This is a genomic window from Pseudoalteromonas sp. PAR1 (assembly GCF_947311895.1).
In the GTDB taxonomy this organism is placed as follows: Bacteria; Pseudomonadota; Gammaproteobacteria; order Enterobacterales; family Alteromonadaceae; genus Pseudoalteromonas; species Pseudoalteromonas lipolytica_C.
The window spans coordinates 118,260-136,462 of record NZ_CAMZMY010000006.1 but is presented as its reverse complement, the minus strand read 5'-3'; the positions used below and the strand labels follow the sequence as shown (position 1 = coordinate 136,462).

16 protein-coding genes and 1 tRNA gene are annotated in these 18,203 nt (G+C 41.2%); 1 reads left to right on the top strand and 16 read right to left on the bottom strand.

The genetic code is table 11. The annotated features are described in order from the left end of the window. Window positions 1-245 precede the first annotated feature (245 nt). The 12 genes from QL229_RS06940 to rppH all read right to left on the bottom strand — a co-directional run bounded on the left by QL229_RS06940 (window position 246) and on the right by rppH (window position 10,771). Window positions 246-320 (bottom strand) — tRNA-Arg (locus QL229_RS06940). A gap of 147 nt (window positions 321-467) precedes the next feature. Then, window positions 468-1,121 carry a FlgO family outer membrane protein gene (locus tag QL229_RS06935; protein WP_281546640.1) on the bottom strand — a complete coding sequence of 218 codons (654 nt, stop codon included), beginning with the start codon at window positions 1,119-1,121 and terminating at the stop codon, window positions 468-470. A gap of 3 nt (window positions 1,122-1,124) precedes the next feature. Further along, window positions 1,125-1,799: a FlgO family outer membrane protein gene (locus QL229_RS06930; protein WP_135923806.1), complete on the bottom strand. Its 675-nt coding sequence runs from the start codon at window positions 1,797-1,799 to the stop codon at window positions 1,125-1,127. A gap of 14 nt (window positions 1,800-1,813) precedes the next feature. Then, a complete protein-coding gene (locus QL229_RS06925; RefSeq protein ID WP_138558642.1) occupies window positions 1,814-2,407 on the bottom strand; it encodes a FlgO family outer membrane protein in 594 nt (197 codons plus the stop codon). 381 nt (window positions 2,408-2,788) lie between these two features. Further along, a complete protein-coding gene (locus QL229_RS06920; protein WP_281546639.1) occupies window positions 2,789-3,124 on the bottom strand; it encodes an SPOR domain-containing protein in 336 nt (111 codons plus the stop codon). 138 nt (window positions 3,125-3,262) lie between these two features. Further along, window positions 3,263-3,655, bottom strand: a complete 393-nt coding sequence (locus tag QL229_RS06915) for an SPOR domain-containing protein (RefSeq protein WP_199527926.1) — start codon at window positions 3,653-3,655, stop codon at window positions 3,263-3,265. Window positions 3,656-4,203: 548 nt separating this feature from the next. Then, window positions 4,204-5,085 (bottom strand): UTP--glucose-1-phosphate uridylyltransferase GalU, encoded by an 882-nt coding sequence (galU, locus tag QL229_RS06910; RefSeq protein ID WP_135923802.1) that lies wholly within the window; start codon window positions 5,083-5,085, stop codon window positions 4,204-4,206. Between the two features lie 26 nt (window positions 5,086-5,111). Continuing rightward, a complete protein-coding gene (locus QL229_RS06905; RefSeq protein ID WP_135923801.1) occupies window positions 5,112-5,963 on the bottom strand; it encodes a thymidylate synthase in 852 nt (283 codons plus the stop codon). Window positions 5,964-5,976: 13 nt separating this feature from the next. After that, window positions 5,977-6,780: a prolipoprotein diacylglyceryl transferase gene (gene lgt / locus QL229_RS06900; protein WP_130052128.1), complete on the bottom strand. Its 804-nt coding sequence runs from the start codon at window positions 6,778-6,780 to the stop codon at window positions 5,977-5,979. A 14-nt stretch (window positions 6,781-6,794) separates the two neighbouring features. Further along, complete coding sequence (locus QL229_RS06895; RefSeq protein WP_135923800.1) at window positions 6,795-7,604, bottom strand: sulfite exporter TauE/SafE family protein; 810 nt, start codon at window positions 7,602-7,604, stop codon at window positions 6,795-6,797. A 338-nt stretch (window positions 7,605-7,942) separates the two neighbouring features. Next, entirely contained in the window at window positions 7,943-10,219 is a 2,277-nt protein-coding gene (gene ptsP, locus QL229_RS06890) for a phosphoenolpyruvate--protein phosphotransferase (protein ID WP_138557319.1), read from the bottom strand. A gap of 33 nt (window positions 10,220-10,252) precedes the next feature. Next, a complete protein-coding gene (gene rppH / locus QL229_RS06885) occupies window positions 10,253-10,771 on the bottom strand; it encodes an RNA pyrophosphohydrolase (protein WP_138557318.1) in 519 nt (172 codons plus the stop codon). Between the two features lie 540 nt (window positions 10,772-11,311). Between rppH and mutH the strand changes: the two genes are divergently transcribed. Next, window positions 11,312-11,983 carry a DNA mismatch repair endonuclease MutH gene (gene mutH, locus QL229_RS06880; protein WP_063707194.1) on the top strand — a complete coding sequence of 224 codons (672 nt, stop codon included), beginning with the start codon at window positions 11,312-11,314 and terminating at the stop codon, window positions 11,981-11,983. Between the two features lie 48 nt (window positions 11,984-12,031). Here the strand turns inward: mutH and eno are convergent, their stop codons facing one another. The 4 genes from eno to relA form a co-directional block, all read right to left on the bottom strand. After that, window positions 12,032-13,330, bottom strand: coding sequence for a phosphopyruvate hydratase (gene eno / locus QL229_RS06875; RefSeq protein ID WP_138557317.1), 1,299 nt, complete (start codon window positions 13,328-13,330; stop codon window positions 12,032-12,034). A gap of 113 nt (window positions 13,331-13,443) precedes the next feature. After that, entirely contained in the window at window positions 13,444-15,078 is a 1,635-nt protein-coding gene (locus QL229_RS06870; protein ID WP_062566759.1) for a CTP synthase, read from the bottom strand. Window positions 15,079-15,235: 157 nt separating this feature from the next. Then, a complete protein-coding gene (mazG, locus tag QL229_RS06865; RefSeq protein ID WP_199527237.1) occupies window positions 15,236-16,036 on the bottom strand; it encodes a nucleoside triphosphate pyrophosphohydrolase in 801 nt (266 codons plus the stop codon). Continuing rightward, window positions 16,036-18,195: a GTP diphosphokinase gene (gene relA, locus QL229_RS06860; protein ID WP_135923796.1), complete on the bottom strand. Its 2,160-nt coding sequence runs from the start codon at window positions 18,193-18,195 to the stop codon at window positions 16,036-16,038. Before relA ends, mazG begins: the two co-directional genes overlap by 1 nt. Window positions 18,196-18,203 lie beyond the last annotated feature (8 nt).

Below are 18,203 nucleotides of genomic sequence, written 5' to 3'. Positions count from 1 at the left end.
ATCTATCAGACTTTAATTTCAACCTACACCATAAAATCAAATAAAGTCTACTTAAAAAGACTTTTACAGTTATAAGACTTAAAAGCCACAATAAAGTCCAACACATTAGACTTTACATGTAAATAATTACAATACCTCTATTAAAGTCTGCTTTGATAGACTTTAAAAATTTTCAGTATTACTTTGGTCATTAATAATTACATTTATGGTGAAATTATTGGGGGTGATATTCAAAAAGTGAGATTTGGTAGCCCCTACAGGAATCGAACCTGTAACTGCCCCTTAGGAGGGGGCCGTTATATCCATTTAACTAAGAGGCCACTCAAAAGCTGAGGTAAAGCTTGTAGCTTGTAGCTTGTAGCTTGTAGCTTGTAGCTTGTAGCTAAAATTATAACGGGCTAAGGCTTTTTGAATCAAGCATTTGTACCAATCGGTAAGGTACTTTACCGATTGGTATTAATAAGCTGCTAATTTAGTTTGGCTGTTGCGAATTGAATCGACTCATTTTTGAGTACAAAGTACGGGATCACTTTTTGCGCGCTAGCAACAACGAGTTTGGAATTTAAATTCACTACTCGGGCATTTACTTCTACACCATTGGTTCGATAGATTAGTGTGCCTGCTAAAACATGGCTAGCGATACGGCGCTCAGCAAGCTCTTCTACGTCACGCGACATAACAAAATCACCGCGGGGGGTTACGTTAATCACATCCATCGCTTTAAAATCAACAACCCCATAACCAAACTTTTGTAGTTGATACATCATAGACTCGGCGATTTGATTGCCAAGTTGCGAGCTGCTTTTTAAGCTTGTATCAAGATCGACAAACGTCGTTATTGCAATACCTAACTCACTTTCTTGCTGCATGGTATCAACTAATTCAAGTGCCATTTGCTCAACATAATTAACCAGCGTTTTGTGATGCTGATAAGGCACAAATAAGCGGTGATTTTCGTTAGTTTGTTGCGACTCTTTTTGCTCGAGCTCTTGCAACATAGCAACGTAATCAGCTTGTGATGATGTGGTGTTAGCCGTGCTTTGATTTGCCCCACCTTGCTCAGCAAGTAATTGGCAACCTGACAGCGCTAATAATATGAATGCTAAGAAAATACCTTTCATACCTTACTCACTTGCTTGTTTTAGCATTATTCCGTCGCTACGATTGGTGCTATCTAAGGCATCGACCACAGATTGCGGAATAAACCCTTGTGCAGATCCCACCACGGCTTTACTTGCCAAACCAACGATACGAGCATTCACCAGTACCCCGCTTTGATGGTTAACTAGGGTGCCAGCTAGCACATAATTAAAGTTTTGGTCTTGGTTAAGCTCTAAATAATCTCGGCTAAATACATAATCACCACTGGGCGTTACACGCATGTAATCGGTCGTTTTGAAATCGACAACAGGTACACCAAAGGTATGCAGTTCGTGAATAAAACTTTCAGCGAGCTGGTTACCTAGTAAAGTGGTTGAGTTGTAGTCTGCATCTAGATACACAAAGCTTGAAACAGCAATGGGAGTTTTATCGTTCACATATTGCAAGTTTTCAACTAAGTCTTGCATGATGCCACGTACATAATGATTGATATTTTTACGAGTTGGCGCTGCGGTAAAACTACTGTTGTTTAACACGGCTTGATTAGTTTGAAATACGCTGTCGTTACTATGCGGTGCAGCCACTTCTCGTTGAGCCATTAGCTGCGGTTCATCGTGCTGTTCAGGTGTATCACTAGCAAGCATCGAAGAGCAACCAAATCCCATAGGCAAACACATACTTAAAATTAAACGTTTCATTAATTGAATTCCTCTTAATATTCGCTTCGATACAACTGACCATTACGCTGCTGTACTTTTTCAGCTCCCCACATAACATTTATCGGGATCTCTGTACTTGCCGCAGATACAACACGCTGATCTTTTGTATTGACGAGTCGAGCATTCACTATATAGGCATGTTGTTGCCGGGTAAGTGTGCCGGTAATAACAAAGTCAATATTCTGACGTTGGCGTAAGGTTTTTATATCGCGACTAAGTACACTATCGGCCGTTGGCTGCAAATTTAAAGTATTTTCTAGTCGATATTCGATAGTATGAAAGCCTAGCTGGGTAAATTGCGTAAGTAAGCTCTCTTGAATTTGCTGACTCAAGCCACTGCCTTGGTCTTGCGCCAACTTAGTCCCCAGGCCATCTGCCATGTAAAAGCTCGTAACAGCAATGCGCGCATTACCTTTGTAAGGGCCTTGAATACGACTTAACTGACTACTTAAATCAGTAACATATTGATGCACTGTATAAGGAGCCATCGGTGATTTTGGCGTTTCTCTAGGGGGCGTTTTTTGTTGCTCTTCGGTTAAGCTACAACCCACTAACACTAAAAAAACGAAATAAACTAACAGACGCATATTTGCCATCCTCTTTCAACTTGACAAATACAAAGCAATAATTATGCCTAACTATTATTATTGGCGAGATTTACTTTGATAGTCTAGAAACGAGAAACTCTGATACCAATTTGGTTATTTAGCTGTTCCTGGCAGTTGCTCCTGCATTGCCCTACCCTCTGCATCCATACAATCGTAGATAAGTAACTTTTAACGCAGCTAGCTTCAGGCTTATCCCCATGGGTGGTTTCTGTATTTAGAGTTGGTATTTATCTAAGCGAATAAGCCTTTTAATGATAAGTCTGCTTGCTGTTTATAATCGCTACTCAGGCCGAGTATGCAAGGCTGTTAATTATGAAGAGCAAAGTAGCTGCGATTATTATTTAATACAAAAAGCAATAGTTAAAGCATCTCCCCAACAAATGTTGCAGTTACACATGACTGACCCATTTTTTTAGCAATCTCACAAAAAGCGCTGGCCTGGCTGTAGTTTTTAAATGGTCCTGCACGCAGTGCATACAAAGTGACTCCCTTTTGCTCACGCTGTTTAAAGCGAAAACTAAGCCCTTGTAAAGCATTAGGATAATCATGTTTTAGCTTCAATACTTGATGACTCACTTTATTCACTGACAAATATAGCCCCAGCTGCACACCTGCAGCTTGATTATTGTCAGTAGTGAGCTCAGGTTGCACTTGCTGCTTAGTGTAAACAGGCTCATCTTGCTCTTGCGTCATCATACACGCTGCCAAAGTTAATAAACTTAAGATAATGAACAAATGCCTAAGAAGAGTAAAAAAAATCATGTAATCGTCAACTCTAAAAAATAGGCATAAATTCTAGCAAACAAAATGCCAACCCAGTTAAAAAGAATTACATTAAAAGTAAACGCGATTATCCGTGTACTTGCTTACGAAGCAATCGATCCCTTGACGTTTTATGGCTTCGCAGTCTGCTTGTGCGTTTTTAAAATACTTGTAACCACCATATTTAAGACGATAAAACGTGTGTTGCTCAACAGTAGCGGTTTCAATATTTAAAATAGGCTCACCTTGAAAAATATTGGGAGCACGCTTGGTCATTTTTTTAACAGAATAAGCGAGTAATGGCTTTGATTGAACCGATGCAAGCTGCACAGCAAAGGCATATTCATGTTTAAACGGTTGCTCAATTAACGTGCTATTCAATGAACCAGCAGAAACTGTTTCAAGCGCTGCGTGTTGGTTAACTAAAGAGGGAGAGCTATCTACTTTTATAATATTTTGACTCAACAATTGCACAAGGTGCAATAAAGGCCATTGTTTAGGGGAAAGAAAAGAGGTTGTCGTATTATTGCAACCTGACACAGTCAAACACGCCACTAGGCATATACTGTAACGTAAAGGCTTCACACAACATTTCATAATCAGAGTTCTTAAACATACCATAAAAAATTTCTTCTCATTCAAGAAGACTCGCTGTTAGCACTTACCTGTACACCAAGGCGAATAAGATCATTTTAGGTATCAAATAAAAATACTAACACATTGTTTTTTATTTAGCGTTTCAAAAAGCGGCCATGAAAAAACATCCACTTCAAGTCTACGTCCTAAAATGGCAAATAATGCAATGAGCTAGGTTTCAACACTTGAGTAGAATAAATTATCAACCAATATGCAATGAAACATTTTAATTACATTCAATCATAACAATGTGTTAGGACAAAGGTATATCAGAAAAGTCATTATTTGCATAATGAACAAAAAATTAGGAAGGTAAATAAACATAAAAAAAGTGCCGTATAGGCACTTTTTGTATTATTTTTAATTAGATAGCTTAACTATTTAACAAGCGATTTAATAAAGTCGCTTAATTCATCTTTAAATTCTTCTCTGCGAAGCGCAAATTCAACAATTGCTTTTAAGTAGCCAATCTTGCTACCACAATCATGGCTTTTGCCTTTCATTGAATAAGCATCAACAATTTCTTTTTCCATCAACATAGCAATAGCGTCAGTTAATTGAATTTCATCGCCGGCACCTGCTGGAGTTTTTGCAAGTAGTGGCCAAATATTTTTGCTTAATACGTAACGGCCAACAACCGCAAGGTTTGAAGGAGCCTGATCAACTGGCGGTTTCTCAACCATGTTTAAAATAGCTGCACTTTCGCCTTGCTGAATTTTTGCATCGCCTAGGTCAACAACACCAAATTTGTCTACTTCGTTTTTTGGCACAGGCTCGACCATAATTTGGCTCTCACCTGTTTTTTCAAAGCGTTGGATCATCTCTGCTAAGTTGTCTTTTTTAAGATCGCTTGCTACATCATCAATGATCACATCAGGTAAAATAACCACAAATGGTTCATTACCAATAATCGGAGCTGCACAGTTGATAGCATGACCTAGCCCTTTCGCTTCACCCTGACGAACATGAATGATGGTTACATCTTTAGGGCAAATTGATTGTACCTCAGCAAGTAATTGGCGTTTAACACGCTTCTCAAGAGTCGCTTCTAACTCGAAGCTCGTGTCAAAATGGTTTTCAATTGAGTTTTTACTTGAATGGGTAACTAAAACAATTTCTTTAATACCAGCCGAAATCGCTTCATTCACTACGTATTGGATCAAAGGACGGTCGACAATAGGCAACATTTCTTTTGGAATCGCTTTCGTTGCAGGTAACATTCGCGTGCCAAGGCCAGCAACTGGGATCACAGCTTTCATTGATTTCTCCTTAAATTTTATTGTTCTTACACTGAAAACGGATACTTAATTGCATCGTGACACTGATAACCTACTACTTCAAAATCGTCTTTTGTAACCCAGGTTTCAATGTCTTCTAGTGATTTAATATTTGGGTTTATTTTTAATTCTGGCGACGCGAAAGGCTCACGCTTAAGCTGCACATCACGCATCAACTCCAGTTGATTTTCGTAAATATGCGCATTAGCAATTTTATGGTATGCCTTGCCCGGTTTGTGCCCTGTGATTTGTGCAACTAAAGCAAGTAACACAAAACATTGTATTTGATTAAAGTTTAAGCCTAGCGGCACATCACAGCTGCGTTGATATGATGTTAAGTATAGAGTATCACCCAACAAAGAAAAGGTATGAGTGTGCATGCAAGGGCGTAAACAGCCCAGCTCAAACTCACCAGGGTTATAAAAAGTGATGATCTCACCGCGATCATCAATACCTTTTGATAAGTTATCAATAACCTTTTTTAGCTGATCAAGGTGGCTGCCATCAGGGCGTTGCCAACTACGGCCTTGCACACCATATACACGACCCATGTCGTCTTCGCCACGACGATGCGGGTTTTCGAGCCAAGCCTTATTCTCGTTAGCGTTTGCATTCCAAGTCATGCAGCCAATTTCACGAAACTGTGCAGCGCTATCGTAACCACGCAAGTAACCAAGTAACTCTGCGATTGCAGCCTTATAAAAGCTCTTGCGTGTAGTGATCAGTGGAAACTTATTGTTTGCCACATCATACTCAAGATCGGCATTAATAACGGTTAAACATTTGGTGCCAGTGCGCTTATTTTCAACCCACACACCTTCATCAACGATGCGTTGACATAAATCTAAATACTGTTTCATTGATTAGCTCTTGTTATGCTTTGCTTGCCACGCTGTGTTGCGGCTTTTTATAGGCCCATATTAACAAACCAAGGCCACCGATGACCATTGGCAATGATAAGATTTGTCCCATTGAAATAACGCCTGCGAATAAACCTAAATGAGCATCTGGCTCACGGAAGTATTCAACAATAAATCTAAACACACCATAACCAAGTAAGAACACCCCAGCAACACTGCCCGCTGGACGTGGCTTTTTAATAAACCATTGTAAGATTAAAAACAGCACTAAACCTTCTAAAAAGGCTTCGTATAATTGTGATGGATGACGAGGCTCTGGACCACCTGTAGGGAAGATAAACGCCCATGGCACATCAGTTACTCGGCCCCATAATTCACCATTGATAAAGTTACCTATACGCCCTGCAAGTAGGCCAAGCGGCACTAAAGGTACAACAAAGTCGCCTACTTCAAACAATGACTTTTTACGTGTCCACGCAAATATAGCTATTGCTGTAATAACACCTAGCGTACCACCATGGAAAGACATGCCGCCTTGGTCAATTCTGAATAAATAAAGTGGGTTTTCAATAAAATAACTAAACTGATAAAACAATACATAGCCAATACGACCACCGAGTATTACCCCGAGCATGCCGTAAAATAGCAGGTCACTTACTTGTTCTTTTGTCCAACCTGAGTTTGGTTTTTCTGCTTGGCGATTAGCAAGCCACATTGCCAAAGCAAAACCAATTAAATACATTAAACCGTACCAACGTACGCTGAGCGGGCCTACCGAAAAAATAACCGGATCGATATCTGGAAATTGAAGAGCCATATAAATAAAAACCTTTAACTGAACACCATTTTAAGCGCAATTATGACAAGTAAGAGCGCAAATACTTTTTTTATTGTTGCCACTGGCAAGTAATGCGTTGCTTTAGCACCTATTGGTGCAATCAGCGACGAGGTAACCACAATCCCCACTAAAGCAGGTAAATATACAAACCCAGCAAATCCATCACTGAATGATGTTAATTGCCATCCAGCAGAGACATAGCCCACTGAACCAAACAGCGCAATGACAATACCACATGCAGCAGCACAACCAATGGCTTTTTTTATATCAACAGAAAAATAATGCAGTAACGGCACAATTAAAGCACCACCACCAATACCAATAAGTCCTGATAAAGCCCCCATTATGGCACATAAAAAGCCTAAAATGGGGCCTGAAGGTAATGGTTTTTCACTAGCCGCTTTAGCCCGGGTTGATAACACCATTCTGAGCGCAATAAACACCACGCTGCCAGCAAATACAAAACGTAATAATTGTTCAGGAATAAAGCTTGCTGCAAAGCCACTGATCAATGCGCCAAGCCCAACTCCAGTCATCACCCAAGGGGCAATTTGCCAAGGCACATTAGCATTGCGATGATGAGCAAGGGCTGAAGAAGTTGAAGTAAAAATAATGGAAGCTAACGATGTTGCAATGGCAATGACTAAAACATGACTTGGATCAGCAACGTTAAATGACACCAGCAGCGCACTAAGAACAGGAACAATAATTAGTCCACCGCCAATCCCAAGCAACCCGGCTAAAAACCCCACTACGCTTCCTAAAATTGCGCAGTACACCATTAAAAGTATTACGTCATGCATAGCACACTCAAATATTCAGTTTGTTATATACATATACTAAACTAATATATATACCCAAACCACCTCAAGATGCGAGTTTCAGTTGGAATTAAAAGCGATTTAGGCAAGGCATTGATTGCAAGTAATAGTGGTTCTATTGTTAAAATCAATAACGCAGTATAAATCGCTTTTAAACCAACCCTTTGGGCGTTTCACAGGCACTTACTCTCATCGTTGTTACTTCTTAAAAGGGACTGCCATTGTTGCAAAGTAACGCCTTGATATTAAGCACCTGTGAAACGCTGAATTCTACATCTTGAGGTGGCTTGGGTATAGGAGCTTCACAGCACAATTTGACCTCATGATTGCCCTTGGCTTGGGGTGTAAAATAATTCACCCAGTTGATGCTCTATCATGAAGTTGCGCGTTAATCTAAGTACGTGTTTTGCCGTTGGCTGCATTAAACACTCTGCAAGTAACTTTTCCATATCACTGACATTTAAACGTCTGAGCACAAACTTAATTTTACTAATTGATGAATAGTTCATACTCAAGCTACGATAACCCATAGCAATGAGCAATAATGCGCCTTCTGGGTCGCCGCCTAACTCACCACATAAACTAAATGGCAGTTCATGTTGATGGCACTCTTGGGCAATTTTTAACAACACCCGCAGCACACTAGGATGGTATGGATTAAACAACTCGGCAACGCGAGCATTAGAACGGTCAACTGCGAGCATATATTGGGTTAAATCATTACTACCCACTGAGCAAAAATCGACTTTTTGTGACCACTCTTCGAGCATAAATACACTTGAAGGAACCTCAAGCATCACCCCGACTTCTGGGCGTTCAATAGCTTGCTCTGGATATTGCTCACTTAATTCAAAGTATGCTTGTTCAAGCAACTTTAATGATTCATCAACTTCTTCTGAACCGCTGATCATCGGCAGCATTATTTTTAAATTACCTAAACCAATATTCGCTTTTAACATGGCTCTAAGTTGATCTAAAAAAAGTTCAGGGTGATCAAGAGTAACGCGTATACCGCGCCAACCTAAAAACGGGTTTTCTTCTGTTATGTTGAAGTAGTCTAATACTTTATCGCCACCAATATCTAAAGTACGCATCACCACAGGGTTCGGGTGATAGCTGGTTAGTACTTCGCGGTACCAAGTTTCTTGATCAGACTGGGAAGGAAACTGGCCTTTTTGCATAAACCAAGCTTCAGTACGATAAAGCCCGACACCGTCGCAGAAAGGTTTATTATCATGCTCAGTGTTTAACTCAAGGCCAGCATTTAGTAGTAAGCTAATGTGCTCACCATCACGCGTTACAGCTTCTAAACTTTGCTCTGCAAAAAAGCGATCATTTAATAGCGTTTCTTGGTATTTAAGTTGGCTATATTCTTCGTGTAACACTTGCGAAGGAGAAATATATAAACGCCCCGCATAGGCGTCTAAAATCATTGGTTTGCCTTCAAACTGCAATAACGGCACATCTTCAATACCCCAAATAGCTGGGATCCCCATCGCGCGGGTTAAAATTGAAGCATGGCTGTTCGCAGCCCCGTTCACACTCACCACCCCTGCTAAATGCCCTTTTGGCACTTCTGCAAGCATTGCTGGTGTCAGCGTACTAGCAATTAAAATAGTATCTTTAGGGTAAGGCTTTGCTGCATGTTCGGTATTCACTAAGTGATGTAAAACCCGCAAGCCGATATCCTTAACATCAACGGCACGTTCTTTGATGTATGGGTCTTGCATTGCATTAAACTGTGAAACAAGCTTTTCGATAACAATTTTAAGTGCACTTTTAGCACTCCACCCCTGTTGAAGCTGGGCTTCAACATTTTGTCCTAGACTTTTGGCATCAAGTAATTGTTGGTACACATCAAATACAGCAAGCGCTTCTTGAGGTATTGAATCGCTAAGTGTCATCGATAAAGTATTAAACTCGTTACGCGTCGCAGCAACAGCTTGAGTGAATAACTTACGCTGAGCGCTGATGTCATCATCTTTTTGTAATTCAATAGACGTAAAATCTAGCTTTGGGATCACCACGAAGGCTTCGCCTATCGCTATGCCTGGTGCACTCGATACTCCTTTAAGTACCGAAGTCTGATGGGCAAAATCATCTAGCCTTAGTAACTCTTTTATTTCTGCATGGGCTAGCTGAGAAGCAAGTTGTGCCGAAAGCGTAATTAAAAATGACTCTTCGTCAGGGCTAAAAACCCGCGCTAATTTTTGTTGCACAACAATAACGCCTAAAACCTTTTTTTGGTGCACGACTGGCACTGATAAAAACGCGTTATAGCCTTCTTCATTAACTTCTGGCGAGAGTTTAAAGCGAGGGTGTGACTTTGCAAAAGCAATATTGATGGGCTCTTCACGCTGCGCAACAAGCCCAACGAGACCTTCAGTAAAGCCTATACGAAACTTTCCAACCGCATCTGGGTTGAGGCCTTGGGTGGCCATCAATACAAAGTTGTCTTGACTGTAATCTGCAAAATAAATCGAGCAGCACTGTGTTTGCATGGCATCTTTTACCATTTGCACAAAACACGCTAGCGCACTGTTTAAGTCCGCCTGTTGCGACACTGCCTCAGCAATTGATCTGAGCGTGGCTAACATGATGCTGCTCCTATAATTTAGATAAGGCAGGCCTTATCGTTTTTGTCGCCAATGATCTTTTTGTTGCTCTCGTTTATTAAACGGCATTGCAAACGGAGCAAACTCTTTCATTACTCGACGATATACATCGCGCTTAAACGAAACAACTTGCCTAACCGGATACCAATAACTCACCCATCGCCAATCATCAAACTCGGGGTGATGAGTTTTAAGTAAATCTACATCTTCATCTTTACAACGAAGTTTCAGTAAAAACCATTTTTGTTTTTGCCCAATACACACAGGACTTGAGTCTCTGCGAATTAAACGTTTGGGTAGTTTATAGCGTAACCAATGTTTTGAACTTGCGACGATCTCGACGTCTTCAGGAAGCAAGCCCACTTCTTCGTGTAATTCTCTGTACATGGTTTGCTCTGCTGTTTCACCATCGTCCACACCACCTTGGGGAAATTGCCAAGAGTGTTGACCATAACGACGAGCCCAAAATACTTGTCCCTGATTATTGCAAATTACAATTCCGACATTGGCACGAAAACCTTCGGCATCAATCACCTTAGTGCCTCATTTGTAAGTCGATTTTTATTGATTGTTCCACATAACCCGCGATACAGCAAACACTTTACACCCAAGCATAAAGGAGATTTAAAATAACTCATTTAACACGCCCATTTAATCAAGGTGTTACAAAGCTATTTTGATAAAAATACGCTGTTTGAATAAAATAACTATTTACAACCTCTTTTTTACCATCTTACCCACAGCTTGTGCATAACTTTTATAAAACATGCCTAATTTGCAAACAAATCCACAATACACAGTTAAAATATCCACTTTCTCCACAGAAACTGTGGATAAACATGTTTATATATCTGTATTTATACAAACAACTAATCACTTAATATCGAAGCACAACGCAACAAAACAACTAAAACATATAAATTTCAACTGGTTATACAATCAAGCCCACATATTCCACTGGTTATTTTTAGCTCACACTTAACATGCGCAAAAAACACCCAAACACAAAGATATCCACTAAGGCGCGCATTTGCTATCATGAACCGGTTAATTAGACAATCAAATAAACGCCTTATGCGACCAATAAAACCAGCCTCAGTAAACGAATTAATGCAACGTGTTGATGCTATTGCCGGCCTTACCCTTGGGCAATTAGCTGAGCAATACCAATTTAAAACACCTGACGATTTACTGCGTGAAAAAGGCTGGACAGGGCAACTTATCGAATATGTGCTTGGCGCAACAGCAGGCTCAAAACCAACACCTGATTTTGAAGAGTTAGGAATTGAATTAAAAACACTGCCTATTTCGTTTAAAGGCAAACCACTCGAAACAACATTTGTGTCAGTCACGCCGCTTTTAAATGTAACAGGAATGACTTGGCAGCAAAGTACGGTTCGTAAAAAATTAAATCATGTTTTATGGTTACCGATTTTAGGCGAACGCGAAATACTGCCTTTTCACCGTACCATAGGCAGCGGCTTTTTATGGCAGCCAAGCGCAGAGCAAGATGCCCTTTTACAGCGTGATTGGGAAGAACAAATGGAGCTAATCGCCCTTGGTCGCGTAGATGAAATTTCGGGGCACTTAGGTGATGTAATGCAAATAAGGCCAAAAGCTGCCAATAGCAAAGCGCTAACTGATGCAATTGGCCCGAATGGCCAGATAGTACAAACCTTACCTCGCGGCTTTTATCTAAAAACAAGCTTCACCGGCGAGATCCTAAAACAACAATTTCAGCTATAAAAAAACCTCCCGAAGGAGGTTTTTTAGAGTCTTGATAGCTAAGCCAGATTACTGACCTTTAACCTCTTTAAGACCGTTGTAAGGTGCTTTTTCACCTAGTACTTCTTCAATGCGAAGTAATTGGTTGTACTTAGCAATACGGTCAGAACGGCTTAATGAACCCGTTTTGATTTGACCTGCCGCAGTACCTACTGCTAAATCAGCAATTGTTGCATCTTCTGTTTCACCTGAACGGTGTGAGATAACAGCTGTGAAGCCAGCATCTTTAGCCATTTTGATTGCAGCAAGCGTTTCAGTTAATGAACCGATTTGGTTGAACTTGATAAGGATTGAGTTAGCAATACCGTTATCAATACCACGCTTTAAGATCTTCGTGTTAGTTACGAAAAGGTCATCACCTACTAATTGTACTTTGTCGCCAATAAGTTTTGTTTGGTGAGCAAAACCATCCCAATCAGACTCGTCTAAGCCATCTTCAATTGAAACAATTGGGTATTGCTCTGTCAGATCTTTAAGGAAGTGGTTAAACTCTTCAGAAGTGAATTTTTTACCTTCGCCTTTAAGGTCATAGATATTAGCTTCTTTGTCGTAGAACTCAGATGCCGCACAGTCTAATGCTAGCGTGATGTCTTTACCAAGCTCGTAACCTGCATTTGCAACAGCGACTTTAATTGCTGCAAGTGCCGCTTCGTTTGACTCAAGGTTAGGAGCAAAACCACCTTCGTCACCAACTGATGTAGAGTGACCTTCAGCTTTAAGTACTTTTGCTAGGCTGTGGAATACTTCAGCGCCCATACGTAACGCTTCACGGAAGTTTTTAGCGCCAACTGGCTGGATCATGAATTCTTGAATATCAACAGAGTTATCAGCGTGCTCACCACCATTGATGATGTTCATCATAGGTAATGGCATTGAGTAAACACCTGGTGTGCCGTTAAGGTCTGCAATGTGCTCATAAAGCTCAACGCCTTTTGAGTTTGCAGCCGCTTTAGCTGTTGCTAAAGACACAGCTAAGATAGCGTTAGCACCTAGTTTTTCTTTGTTTTCAGTACCATCTAAGTCAAGCATTACTTGGTCAACCGCTTTTTGATCAACTGCGTTTTGACCTTTAAGCGCTTCAGCGATTTCGTTGTTGATATAGCCTACTGCTTTTAAAACACCTTTACCTAGGTAACGTGCTTTATCACCATCACGTAATTCAAGCGCTTCGCGAGTACCTGTTGATGCACCAGATGGTGCTGCAGCACGGCCCCATGAACCATCAGCTAAATGTACATCAGCTTCAACAGTTGGGTTACCACGCGAGTCCATGATTTCGCGACCAATCACTTTTACGATTTCTGACATCTTGATTCCTCTTTTCCCGAAAATGGTGAGTTAGTGCCAATTTTATTAATTATCCTTAATGCCATTGGCTTATTAAAACAAATAAGCCGTGCATAAAGCACGGCCTATTAAAATTACGATGACGCTTTTTGGTGAGTGTGTGCAGCTGCGACAAACCCTTCAAATAGCGGGTGACCATCACGTGGTGTTGACGTGAATTCCGGGTGGAATTGCGCGGCAATAAACCAAGGGTGATCTTTATTCTCGATAATTTCGACTAATTTCTTATCTTCAGATAAACCAGTGAAACTTAAGCCTGCTTTTTCAAGCTGCTCTACGTAGTGATTATTCACTTCGTAACGGTGACGGTGACGCTCTACAATCTCGTCGCTACCGTACACTTCGCTTACTTTAGAGCCTGGTGTTAAATGACACTTCTGTGCGCCTAAACGCATAGTACCACCTAAGTCAGATTGCTCATCACGGATTTCAACGTTACCGTCAGCATCTTGCCATTCAGTGATTAAACCAACAACTGGGTGTGCTGATTTAGCGTTAAACTCTGTTGAGTTTGCATCTTCAAGGCCTGCAACGTTACGCGCATATTCAATAAGCGCTACTTGCATACCTAAACAAATGCCTAAGTAAGGAACTTTGTTTTCACGTGCATATTTAGCCGCTAAGATCTTACCTTCAACACCACGGCCGCCGAAGCCACCTGGTACTAAGATAGCGTCAAGGTGAGAAAGTAACTCAGTACCTTTGCTTTCTAAGTCTTGTGAATCAACGTATTCGATGTTCACGGTTAAACGGTTTTTCAGACCTGCATGCTTTAATGCTTCGTTTACTGATTTATACGCATCTGGTAGTTCGATGTATTTACCAACCATACCAATTGTCACTTCACCTGTTGGGTTAGACTCTTGATATAACACTTGTTCCCACTCAGATAAATCTGCTTCTGGGCACTCAAGATAGAAACGACGACATACGAAGTTATCTAATTCTTGTGACTTAAGTAACGCAGGGATCTTATAGATGCTTTCTACGTCTGGTAATGAAATAACAGCTTTCTCTTCAACGTTAGTGAAAAGTGCGATTTTCGCGCGCTCGTTATTTGGTAGTTTACGATCAGAACGACAGATTAAGATATCTGGTTGGATACCAATCGAACGTAATTCTTTTACAGAATGTTGTGTTGGCTTAGTTTTAACTTCACCTGCAGGGCCTAAGAATGGCACAAGCGTTAGGTGGATAAACAATGCGCGCTCACGGCCAATTTCAGTGCCAAGTTGACGAATTGCTTCTAAGAATGGTTGTGACTCGATGTCACCAACTGTACCGCCAATTTCAACGATTGCTACATCGCGACCTTCAGCACCGTCGTATACACGTTGCTTAATGTCGTTTGTGATGTGTGGAATAACCTGAATTGTTGCACCAAGGTACTCACCACGACGCTCACGTCGTAATACATCTTCATAAACACGACCTTGTGTGAAGTTGTTGCGGCTAGTCATCTTGGTACGGATGAAACGCTCATAGTGACCTAAGTCAAGGTCAGTCTCTGCACCGTCTTCAGTTACAAATACTTCACCGTGCTGAATTGGGCTCATAGTGCCTGGGTCAACGTTAATGTAAGGATCCAGCTTTAAAATAGTCACGTTAAGACCACGTGCTTCTAAAATAGCGGCTAATGACGCTGCTGCAATACCCTTACCCAACGAAGAAACAACCCCGCCAGTTACGAAGATAAATTTTGTACTCATGCGAACCCTAGAATATCAGGAATTAAAAGGAATAATATAGAATCAAGACGGGGCGATATTGTAGCAAAGGCACTGCTATCAATCCAGATAAAATTAGCAAATAAGTGCACAAAAAACGAGCTTAACCATACTGTACCCAACCTGTTCTACAACACACTCATTTTAACTGCTTTTTAATGGCTTCCCATGCGTTGTCCATTTCTTCAAGACTAGCCGTTTCTAAACTTTGCCCACGCTCCTGTAAATAAGCGGCTACTTTTTCAAAGCGTGACGCGAACTTAGCATTGGCACTTCGTAATAATTGCTCTGGATCGCGCTTGATATGACGCGCTACATTGACCGTAGCAAACAGTAAATCACCAATTTCTTCGGCGCTGTGCTCAGAATGTGGATCATGAGCCAGCGCTTCTTTTACTTCGTCGACTTCTTCTGCAACTTTATCAAGTGCCCCATGATAGCTTGGCCAATCAAACCCTAGGCTTGCCACACGCTGTTGAATTTTCTTCGCTTTTGACAGTCCCGGCATCGCATCAGGTATATCTTGCCAAAGGCTCATTTGTGGTGAGGCTGATTTTTCTGCTCGCTCTTGTGCTTTTATAGCCTGCCACTGCGCAGAAAGTTCAGCATCCGATAGATCACTTTGCTCTGCAAATACATGGGGATGACGACGCACTAATTTATCATTAAGCGTATTAGCCACATCGGCAAAATCAAATAACCCTTGTTCTTTAGCAAGCTGAGCATAAAAAATAACTTGAAACAGTAAATCGCCAAGCTCACTTTTAAGCTCAGTAAGCTCACCTTTTTCAATGCAGTCTGCTACTTCGTAAGCTTCTTCAAGGGTGTGCGGCACAATCGATTTAAAATCTTGTTTTAAATCCCACGGGCACCCAGATTCTGGGTCCCGTAGTTTGGCCATAATCGCTAACGACTGCTCAATGGCATGTTTATCACTCATTACGAATGACCACGCTTTGCTTCATGGACACCTTCAATTTGGTGTAACTTCGACAATAAGCGGTTGGTGCTTGATAAGTCATGAACTTCAACCTGCATTGAAAACAGTGCAAGTTGCTTATCTTCAACCGTGTTAACATTCATGTTCAGCACATTTACTTTTTCGTTTGCAAGTACTGAGCTGATATCTCGAATTAGCCCAGAACGATCGGTGGCTTCAACTTTAATAGTTAATGAGTACGAGCCATTTACATCGTCTGACCAGCTTACTGATATCACTCGCTCTGGGTGTTTATCACGTAGTTTTTCGAACGAATCACAATCTTCACGGTGAACCGCAATTCCTCGGCCTTGAGTGATATAACCAATAATTTCATCGCCTGGTACAGGTCTGCAGCATTTTGCTACGTGGCTCATTAAACTACCTACACCATCAACAACGATACCGTTTTTATCGCCGGTGACACTTTTCGGCTTTTTAAACTTAATTTGTGGCTCGTCATCATCACGGTCACTAATAAAGTTTAATAACTGATTTAAACGAACATCCCCAGCACCAACAGCTACCATTAAATCTTCAAGGCCACGCAAATTAAAGCGCTCGATTGCTGGCGCCAGATCTTTAGTTGTTAGGTCTAACTTTTGTAGCTCAGTCTCTAAAATTTCTTTACCCGCGCTTAAATTTTTATCTCGGTCTAGTTGCTTAAACCAATGATGTATTTTAGAGCGTGCACGCGACGACTTGATATAACCTAGTGATGGGTTTAACCAATCACGACTTGGGTTGGCCTGCTTTTGAGTTAAAATTTCAACCTGATCCCCGGTACTTAACTGGTAAGTGAAAGGCACAATCTTGCCAAACACTTTTGCACCAATACAGCGGTGACCTACATTTGAGTGAATGTAATAGGCAAAATCAAGCGGTGTCGCACCCAGTGGTAAATCATAAATATCGCCTTTTGGTGTGAACACATAAACGCGGTCTTCTACTACTTGGTTTTTAAGCTCTTCGGCTAAGTCACTGCCATCAACAACTTCTTCTTGCCATTGCAGTAGTTTGCGCAACCAGCTAATTTTTTGTTCATAGCCCGAACCTCGCCCAGGTAGCGCTCCCTCTTTGTACATCCAGTGCGCAGCTACACCTAACTCTGCATCTTGATGCATTTCGCTAGTACGAATTTGAATTTCGACGGTTTTACCTTCAGGGCCAAAAACCACGGTATGGATTGACTGATAGCCGTTTTGCTTCGGTGTTGCGATGTAATCATCAAATTCTTTATTCAAATGACGCCAGTTGGTATGCACAATACCTAATGCGGCGTAACAATCTTGCAAGCGTTCCACCACAATGCGCATAGCACGAATATCAAAAAGCTGATCAAACTCGTAGTTTTTCTGCGCCATTTTTTTATAAATGCTGTAAATATGCTTTGGTCGCCCATACACTTCACCTTCAATGCCTGCTTCAGCAAGTTTTGACTTTACTAAAGCAACCATATTTTCCATGTAAGCTTCACGAGCAAGGCGCTTATCATCAAGCTGTTTTGCAATGTTTTTATAGGTATCTGGGTGCAAATAACGGAACGATAAGTCTTCAAGCTCCCACTTAAGTTGACCAATCCCTAAACGGTTAGCCAGCGGAGCAAAAATATCACGTGTTTCTTTGGCGGCAATAACGCGCTCTTCTTCACTTGCGTCTTTAACATCACGCAAATGACATACTTGTTCTGCGAGTTTAATCACCACGGCGCGCACATCTTCAACCATGGCTAACAGCATACGGCGGATATTATCGATTTGTACTGTACCTTTACCTTGATGGGCTAAGGTACTAATAGTGGCCATTTGGCTGACGCCAGTTAGTAATAACGCAACGTGATTACCTAACTTTTCGGTGACTGTCTCAATTGAGATTTTTTCGGCTAAAAAGTAAGGGGTCAAAAATGCGGTTGCCAGCGAATCAGCGTCTAAGTTCAGCTCGGCTAAAATTTCCACCATTTCGATTGCGGTATTTTCACGTTTTGCATCGTCACAATGCTGGCACAAATCATGAGCCTGCTTTAATAGGATTTGTTTATCTTCTGTTAGCGCTAACAGCTCGATACGGCTGGCAAAATCACTCGGCTTTGTAAGCTGATGTGACTGTCTAGTGGCTACCATAGTGCGCT